Raw genomic sequence first — 232 nt, forward strand, 5'->3', positions numbered from 1 at the left:
TCGGTCGAGGGCCCGCACGGCCATCTCAAGCGGGCCATCGCCGACGCGCTCCTGCTGCGCACCAGCACCGACTTCCCCGACCTGACCGCCTACCGCACCTTCGTCGACGAGCTCGTCGGACGCCGCAACGCCCGCCAGGCCAAGCGCATCGACAGCGAGCGTGCCGTCCTGGCGCGACTGCCCGAGCGGCGCTCGTGCGACTACGAGCAGGTCAGCGTGCGCGTCTCCTCGG

Annotated in this window: 1 pseudogene; it reads left to right on the forward strand. The window is 72.4% G+C overall.

The features are described 5' to 3' along the window. Positions 1-232 (forward strand): annotated as a pseudogene (locus KZZ06_RS22305) (IS21 family transposase); the annotation flags it as partial.

The sequence above is a fragment of the Sulfitobacter sp. CW3 genome (assembly GCF_019392245.1).
In the GTDB taxonomy this organism is placed as follows: domain Bacteria; phylum Pseudomonadota; class Alphaproteobacteria; order Rhodobacterales; family Rhodobacteraceae; genus Sulfitobacter.